The 7,640-nt window shown below is 66.7% G+C and carries 7 protein-coding genes; 4 read left to right on the forward strand and 3 right to left on the reverse strand.

Annotated elements, in window-relative coordinates; all coding sequences use genetic code 11:
* From ACTIIH_RS15460 to ACTIIH_RS15470, 3 genes are all read left to right on the forward strand, one after another.
* The coding region (locus ACTIIH_RS15460; protein WP_441452749.1) for an LPXTG cell wall anchor domain-containing protein at positions 1-396 on the forward strand (396 nt) is incomplete at its 5' end.
* A 6-nt stretch (positions 397-402) separates the two neighbouring features.
* Positions 403-1,476 carry an ABC transporter gene (locus ACTIIH_RS15465; protein WP_101554405.1) on the forward strand — a complete coding sequence of 358 codons (1,074 nt, stop codon included), beginning with the start codon at positions 403-405 and terminating at the stop codon, positions 1,474-1,476.
* Between the two features lie 65 nt (positions 1,477-1,541).
* Entirely contained in the window at positions 1,542-2,501 is a 960-nt protein-coding gene (locus ACTIIH_RS15470; protein ID WP_101594079.1) for a hypothetical protein, read from the forward strand.
* A gap of 166 nt (positions 2,502-2,667) precedes the next feature.
* On the opposite strand, the gene ACTIIH_RS15475 is transcribed toward ACTIIH_RS15470, so the two are convergent.
* From ACTIIH_RS15475 to mmsB, 3 genes are all read right to left on the reverse strand, one after another.
* Complete coding sequence (locus ACTIIH_RS15475; protein ID WP_441452750.1) at positions 2,668-4,602, reverse strand: NHL domain-containing thioredoxin family protein; 1,935 nt, start codon at positions 4,600-4,602, stop codon at positions 2,668-2,670.
* A 121-nt stretch (positions 4,603-4,723) separates the two neighbouring features.
* On the reverse strand, positions 4,724-5,464 hold the full coding sequence (locus ACTIIH_RS15480) for a YggS family pyridoxal phosphate-dependent enzyme (RefSeq protein ID WP_441091887.1): 741 nt from the start codon (positions 5,462-5,464) through the stop codon (positions 4,724-4,726).
* Between the two features lie 227 nt (positions 5,465-5,691).
* A complete protein-coding gene (gene mmsB, locus ACTIIH_RS15485) occupies positions 5,692-6,597 on the reverse strand; it encodes a 3-hydroxyisobutyrate dehydrogenase (protein WP_441452751.1) in 906 nt (301 codons plus the stop codon).
* Positions 6,598-6,737: 140 nt separating this feature from the next.
* Between mmsB and ACTIIH_RS15490 the strand changes: the two genes are divergently transcribed.
* On the forward strand, positions 6,738-7,613 hold the full coding sequence (locus ACTIIH_RS15490) for a LysR family transcriptional regulator (RefSeq protein WP_441452752.1): 876 nt from the start codon (positions 6,738-6,740) through the stop codon (positions 7,611-7,613).
* Positions 7,614-7,640: the final 27 nt, after the last annotated feature.

The raw sequence follows: 7,640 nt of genomic DNA on the forward strand, positions 1-7,640 counted from the left end.
CAGCCCGGCGAGAAGGTCACCATCACGGTCGAGCATGCCCAGGGCAAGGTCGACCGGTACACGATGACCAAGGAAGCCGATTCCGACGGCAAGGTCACCTTCGGTGTCCAGGCCAAGGTCAAGTCCGTGCTCGGCACCTACAACGTGCGCGCCCAGGCCGAGAGCTTCGATGAGCCCCAGGGCGGAAGCTTCACGGTGCTCACCAACGGCACCGACGTCGACGAAGGCGGAGACGGAAACGGCGGCGGCCAGAGCGATTCGGGCAGTGACCTGCCGCGCACCGGTGCCGAGATGACCGGGCTGGCGCTCGGCGTCGGTCTGCTCGCTGTCGGTGCGGCAGCCGTCATCATCACCCGTCGGCGGATGAACGCCGCCGACGATCCCGCGGAGTTCTAAACCGCATTGAACGAGGAATTGTCCCTCGCGGGGCTGCAGCTCGACGGACGCGAGATCGACCTAGGACGTCTGCGAGCAGGGACAATGCTCGGACTGATGGGCAGCCCGGACAGCACCACCTCGGTGGTGCTGTCCGCGGCCGCCCTGCCCCACGTCGCACCACCACCACGCTTCCCGACCGGACGCCGGTCGGGTCGCTTGCGTGTGCGCAGCTGGATGAAGAGCTATCTTCGCGACGCCGATGCCGGATCTGGGGAGGCGGCATCGGCAGCGGATCCATCAGCTGCACTGACGGCATTCGGGCTGCGCCCCGATGTTCTGCGCCGTCGCCTCGAGGATCTCGATGCGACCGATCGTGCCCGCCTCGCTCTGGCCGCGGCCTGGGCGAGCGGCGCGAGGTGGCTGACCCTCATCGACCCTTTCGGCATGGTCCCCGGCCATCTGCGCACCGGGCTGCGGAGTCGCTTCGCCGAACTCGTCGCCGGGGAGGGCCGCGGAGTCGTGTTCAGCTCGAATTCGCTGACCGACCACGCCATCGCCGAGGCGGGGGTGGCGAACATCGAGAAGGACCAGCTCGTCGCGCTCGGTTCCCTGGAGCAGATCGTCACCGAACCGCGCGGTTCGCTGCCGGCCGAGCTCAGCGGGGTCAACGTCTATTCCGGGCTGGCCCGGAAGGGCTGGCTGTCCATCGGCCATTCGGCCGTGCGCGCCCGCACCGAACTCGACGGGAAGGTGTTCGTGACTCTGGGGTGGCGCGCCGCCCTCCTGTCACTGGACGAACACGACCCGGCGTTCACCTCGGCGACGGTGTTCGAAGCCATCGTCACCGGACTCCGTGATCGCGGTTCCTGCCTGCAGGCGAAGCTCTCACCGGTCGACACTGAGATGGGCCTCGCCCTCGACGTCGACCTCGCCGACCTCGCCGGCGTGCCGCGAAGCCGGACGCCGGCCATCGGATTCGGGGTTCTGCATCCGGGGCTCGGCGCGACGATCACCGAACTGCGCACCAACGTCAAGGTCGGCACGCATGTCTTCGTCGAGGTCGACACCTCCGCCCTGCACGCCTACCCGGTCGAGTGACGCGCGGCAGATAGACTGAGGACTGCCCAGTCCCCCCTTCAGTCCCCAACCGAATCAGGAGCGCCATGCGAACCTCGCGCAGACTTCTGATCTCAGCACTGACGGTCATCGTCCTCACGGTTGCAGCGGTCCCCCTCCTCAACCTCACCGTCTACACGCCCGCCCGGGCCGCCGAGGCCTATATCTCGGCGGTCGAACACGGCGATGCGCAGGGTGCCTTCTCCTACCTGTCCGCCCCGACACCGTCGTCGACCTTGGCGCTCAGCGACGACGTCCTCTCGGCGGCTCCCGATCTGCCGCGCGATCCCGAAGCCGAGACCCTCTCCGTCGACGGCGACCATGCGAAGGTCCGACTCAGCTTCAGCCTCTCCTCGCAGGAGCAGACCGTCGATCTCGATATGGTCCGCCTGCCCGCCAGCGCGGGACTCTTCAACCGATGGGCCATCGAGCAGGAAAACTGGCCGACGCTGACCCTCGACGTCTCCGGATCGTCGACGGCGACGGTCAACGGCTACGGAGTCAGCACCGGAAGTGTGCCGGTGCTGTTCCCGGCGAGCTACCTCGTCGGGTTCGATGCGACGTATCTGAAGTCCAGATCTCAACGCACCGAGGTGACCGCCCCCGGCGACTCCCCCACCGTGAAGCTCTCGCCACAGCCGACGGCCAAGCTCGAGCAGACCGTGGAAGAGCAGGTCACCGACCATCTGCAGGACTGCATGAAGTCGAAGACCCTTATGCCGGCCGGCTGCGTCTTCGGCTACGACACGGACAACGAGATCATCGGTGATGTCTCGTGGTCGCTCGAGCGCAGTCCGCAGATCGGACTGACCTCGTCCGGCAATGATCTCGAGCTCACCCCTTCGACGGTCGAGGTGCGGGTCAAGGGACGCTACCGAGACATCGTCACCGCTGCCGAACACGACTTCGACGAGAAGCTCTCCTTCGTCCTGGGCGGCTCAGTGGTCGTCAGGTCCTCACAGGTGAGCTTCGAGCCGCGTCGCCTCGGCGATGTCACCATCGCCTGAGGGCGCTCCCCCAGGGGTTCGCCCTGCCACAGCGATTGTTGGGTCGATCCACGGCGATTTCGGTGCCCTGAACGCCGTGGATCGACCCAACGATCTCCGTGCAGGGGCGTTTCAGCGATGACCGTCCGCCTGATCGGCTGCGGCCCTCACTCCGGTGGCCGAGCGCTCAGGCGCCGCGGAGGTCGAGGGTGAGTTCGTTCGGCGCCGAGTCCGCGAGCTCGACGGGGATTCCCCAGTCCTGCTGGTAGAGGTGGCAGGCCGCGTGCAGCGGAATCTCTCCCCCGGGCTCGCCATCGCAGGCGGCGGCCCGGGCAGTCACGTGCAGCACTCCCTCGGTGAACTCGGGATCGATGACGATATCGCGGCGGAGCCCTTCGGCACCGCCGGCTCCGGAGACGATGAGCTCCGGCGGCGTCGCAGACACCTGCAGGAACGTGGGGTCGCCCCAGCGGTCGTCGAGCTTCTGACCGGCCGGGACCGTGAAGCTCACGGTCAGCGCCACCGGACCGGAGGCGATCTCGGTCGACGGGCGCTTCGTCGTCAGCGCGCCCTCGTCGACCTTCTGAGCGTCCTTGGGCAGCTTCACCCGAGTGAGTGCGTGCGCCGCGGATTCGACGACGATGAGTTCGGCGTCATCGGGGGTGCCCGCATTGTCGATGAGGACGATGTCCGAGGGTTCGCGCAGTCCGCGCGCGAGAGTCGTGACTTCCTCGGTCTTCGGGTTGAAGCGGCGGATCGCACCGTTGTAGGTGTCGGCGATCGCGACCGACCCGTCGGGCAGACTGCGCACGCCCAGCGGGTGCTGCAGGCGCGCCTCGGCGGCAGGCCCGTCACGGAAGCCGAAGTCGAAGAGACCGACACCCACCAGTGAGGCCACCTCACCGGTTGCCGGGTCGAGGCGGCGGATCGCCGAGGTCTCGGAGTCGGCGACGAACACCTCGCCCTCGGGCCCGAGGTCGAGGCCGGAGGACTGAGCGAACCACGCAGACTCCCCATCGCCGTCGACCAGACCTTCGTTCATCGTGCCCGAGAGGATGCGGATCGTGCCGGCCTTCGGGTCGAAAGACCAGAGGGTGTGGTTGCCTGCCATCGCCACGACCACCTCGGCGGTGGAGGGGACGAAGAGGACATCCCACGGCGATGACAGCTTCACATGAAGGGCGGGCCCGTCGTATCGTCCCAGTTCACCGGGCTTGCCGCGGACATTGTCGATGGCGCCGACCATGTGCTGCTCGCCGGTGCCGGCGATCGTCGTGACCGTGTCGTTCGTCAGGTCGATTCCGCGCAGGGTGTGGTTGACGGTGTCGGCGACGACGAGCTCGTAGCCGACTTCGGCCGCCAGGTCGGCAGGCAGCACGGTGATGCCGCCGGGTTCGCTGAAGCTCGCCGAGGCGAAGTCGCCGTCGACGCCGCCGCGTTCACCGGTGCCGATGCGGCGGAGGATCGTGGCCGCATCATCGTCGTATTCGACGAGGCTGTGGTGTCCGGAATCAGCGACGAGGAGGTGGCCCGAGGGCAGGCGAGTGGCCTTGCCCGGGTAGAACAGATCCGTCTCCGGGGCCGGCGGCGGAACGTAGGGGCCGTCACCCGAATGGAGGGTGCCCTTGGCCGAGTGCTCCTCGATGAGGCCCTCGATGATCTCGGTGAGACCGGCTGCATGGCCCTCACCGGACATGGTCGCCACGAGGTAGCCCTCGGGGTCGATGACGGCCAAGGTCGGCCAGGCGCGAGCGGTGTACGCCTGCCAGGTGACGAGGTCGGGGTCGTCGAGGACGAGGTGTTCGACCTGGTAGCGCTCCACGGCCTGGTCGACGGCTTCGACGGTGCGTTCGAACTCGAACTTCGGCGAGTGCACGCCGATGATGACAAGCTCCTTGGCGTACTTCTCCTCCAACGGGCGCAGTTCGTCGAGGACGTGGAGGCAGTTGATGCAGCAGAAAGTCCAGAAGTCGAGGAGGACGACCTTTCCGCGCAGATCGGCCAGGGTCAGGTCCTTGCCGCCGGAGTTCATCCACCGACGACCGACGAGTTCGGGCGCACGGACCTTGACGTCCCGTGCCGAGGAGTTGGCAGACGCGGAGATATTTGGACTGCTGTTCATGGTTCTATGATTGCAGATCCTCCACCGAGGCGGCCTTCCCAACGTCATCAAGTGACGGTTCTCTCCCCCGCCCGGGAATGCGGCGGATGCCGAGTCGGCCCGTACGGGTGTGGAGGGCCGGTCAGGAATAGTCGCGAGCGCCGAAGATGCTCGATCCGACGCGGACGATCGTCGCTCCTTCGGCGATGGCGAGTTCGAAGTCGCCGCTCATGCCCATCGACAGCTCGGCCGCCTCGGCGGGCATGACCCCTGATCCGCGCAGCGTCTCGCTGAGCTCGCGCAGGTCGGAGTAGCTGGGGCGGATCTCTTCGGGGCTGCTGCCGGGCAGTCCGATCGTCATGAGTCCGCGCAGCCGCATCCGGCCGAGTGCCCGGGTCGCGGTGATGAGCTTCTCGGCGTATTCGGGTGCGACACCGAACTTCGAGTCCTCGCGGGAGGTGTTGACCTGAATGAAGTAGTCGACGGTCTCATCGAGGACGTCGAGGCGGTTGTTGATCTTCTCGGCCAGCGGGAGGTTGTCGACGGACTGGATGCACTGAGCATGCCGCAGGGTGTGATTGACCTTGTTGCGCTGCAGCGGTCCGATGAGGTGGGTCTCGGGCTCGAGGTCGGCGAGCGCCTCGGCCTTGCCGGTGATCTCCTGCACCTTGTTCTCGCCGATGAGCGTGAACCCGTGTTCGAGGGCGACGCGGATCTTCTCCGCCGGCTGCGTCTTCGTCGCCAGCAGCACGCGCACATCGTCCCCGCTGCGACCGCTCGCCTCGGCGGCGGCCCGGGCCCGATCAGCCACCTCGTCGAGGTTGCCGGTGATGGCGGCGATGTCGTCGGCGGAGAGCGGGGAGGCTGAATCAGGCGTACTCATGACTCAAGTCTGACATGAGCCGCACGAAGTTTCAGGTCGCCGAGGATGCTCCGGCGGCCGAGTCCCGCACCAGGTGTCGCGACGGCAACGGGCCCGCGTCCGGGCCGGTCCACCTAGCCGGTCCACCGGGCCGGGAAACGAGTTGCGGACGATCCGTGTCGAATTCATTATGGTTCTTCGACACGGATCGTCCGCAGCTCGGTGCCGCCTCGGCCCCGTTGCAGTGTCTACTTCGGCAGACCCTCGGCGTTCGGGTCGATGTTCTTGATCAGGGCGGACGTGTCGAGTCCACCGAGGTCTTCGTCGATGAGCTTCTGCAGCTGCGCGTGGACGAGGGCGGCGGCCGGGAGCTCGACACCCTGGGTCTCGGCGCCGGCGAGGGCCAGGCCGACGTCCTTGTGCATGAGTGCGGTGGCGAAGCCGGGCTGGAACTCGTTGTTCGCCGCGGCCGTCGTCGTCACGCCCGGCACCGGGTACCACGTACGCAGCGGCCAGGAGTCACCGGAGGACACCTTCGCAATATCGTGGAAGACCTTCGGGTCGAGGCCGAAGCGATCGGCGAGCACGGCGCCTTCGACGACACCCTGGAGGCTGATCGACAGCATCATGTTGTTCACGATCTTCGCTGCCTGACCTGCGGCGTCACCACCGGCGTGGAAGATGTTGCCGGCCATCGCCTCAATGAAGGGGCGAGCCTCTTCGATGTCGGCGTCGGCACCGCCGAGCATGAACGTCAGGGTGCCGGCTTCGGCACCGGTGACTCCGCCGGAGACGGGTCCGTCGATCAGGCGGAAGCCTGCCTTCTTCGCCTCGGAATGGAGAAGACGAGCCGAATCGAAGTCGATCGTCGAGGAATCGACGAGGAGGGTCCTCTGGTCCGCGTTGGCCAGGACCCCGTCGGGCTCGAGGTAGGCGGTGCGGGCGTGCTCACCTTTGGGCAGCATGGTGAAGACGATATCGGCACCGGCGACCGCCTCGGCGATGGAGTTCACGGGGTTCACCCCGTACTTCGCGGCTGCGTCCACGGCTTCGGGGACGAGATCGAAACCATTGACGGTGTGACCGGCCCTGACCAGGTTCGCAGTCATCGGGCGGCCCATATTCCCCAGACCAACCCATCCAATCGTCGACATAATATGCCTCCTCGCATCATGTTCAGCAACTCTTAGGTGTTCCCTCTCACAGTACGCCAGTCGATGGACGGAAGCCCGGCGGGCCGCCTCACCTATTCCGCACCGGTTATGTGCGCGGACGCAGATAGAATGGAGGAACTATGGCTTCCTATGCACCTGGCAGTTCAGGTCTGCAGATCGCTCCCGAGGATCTGCTGACTCTGCTCGCCGTCGCCCGACTGGGGAAGTTCACGGCCGCCGCGCACAGCCTCGGCCTCAACCACACGACCGTGTCCAGGCGCATCGCCGCGCTCGAGAAAGCGTACGGCGATCGCGTGCTCGTGGCTTCCCCCGACGGGTGGGAGCTCAGCGCCGCCGGGCGCCAGCTGCTGCCGATCGCCGAGGATATCGAGGCCGCGCTGGGCCGCATCGATGCGCATTCGAACTCGGCTCTGTCCGGGACGATCCGGCTGGCCTGTCCGCAGGCCTTCGCCCTCGAGTATGCCGTTCCGGCGCTCACCACACTACAGGCGCAGCATCCGGGACTGCAGATCGAGCTGATCACCGCCACGCAGCGGGCCAGGCAGTACCGGTCGGGTGTCGATATCGAGATCGTCGTCGGGCGTCCCGATGCCCCGCGGTCGATTGCCAAGCACATCCGCGACTACCGGCTCCAGCTCTATGCCTCGCAGCACTACATCTCCTCGCATCCGATGCCGCAGACGCTGGATGATCTGGCCGACCACCGGATGGTCTACTACATCGAGAATTCGCTGCGGGTCGATGATCTCGACGAGGCGGCCGATGTCCTTCCCCGTGGGGCAGGCTTCTTCCGGTCCACCTCGGTGCATGCGCACGTGCTCGCGACCTCACACGGGGCCGGGATCGGCATCCTGCCGGACTTCCTCGCCCACGGCAATTCGCGCCTAGTGCAGGTGCTGCCGGAGCTGTTCTCCAAGAAGGTGTCCTATTGGGCCTCGGTCCGTCACGAGTCCCTGCGCAACGCCGGAGTCCGCAAAGTCCTAGAATCCCTCTAATTGCTACCCGACGGCGGCCCAGCAACC

Origin of the sequence: Brevibacterium sp. (assembly GCF_052105255.1) — a bacterium.
Classification (GTDB): Bacteria; Actinomycetota; Actinomycetes; order Actinomycetales; family Brevibacteriaceae; genus Brevibacterium; species Brevibacterium linens_B.

Coding starts and splice junctions, on each gene's coding strand:
- ACTIIH_RS15470 (WP_101594079.1), top strand. CDS start 1,542: ATGCGAACCTCGCGCAGACTTCTGATCTCAGCACTGACGGTCATCGTC.
- ACTIIH_RS15475 (WP_441452750.1), bottom strand. CDS start 4,602: ATGAACAGCAGTCCAAATATCTCCGCGTCTGCCAACTCCTCGGCACGG.
- ACTIIH_RS15480 (WP_441091887.1), bottom strand. CDS start 5,464: ATGAGTACGCCTGATTCAGCCTCCCCGCTCTCCGCCGACGACATCGCC.
- mmsB (WP_441452751.1), bottom strand. CDS start 6,597: ATGTCGACGATTGGATGGGTTGGTCTGGGGAATATGGGCCGCCCGATG.
- ACTIIH_RS15490 (WP_441452752.1), top strand. CDS start 6,738: ATGGCTTCCTATGCACCTGGCAGTTCAGGTCTGCAGATCGCTCCCGAG.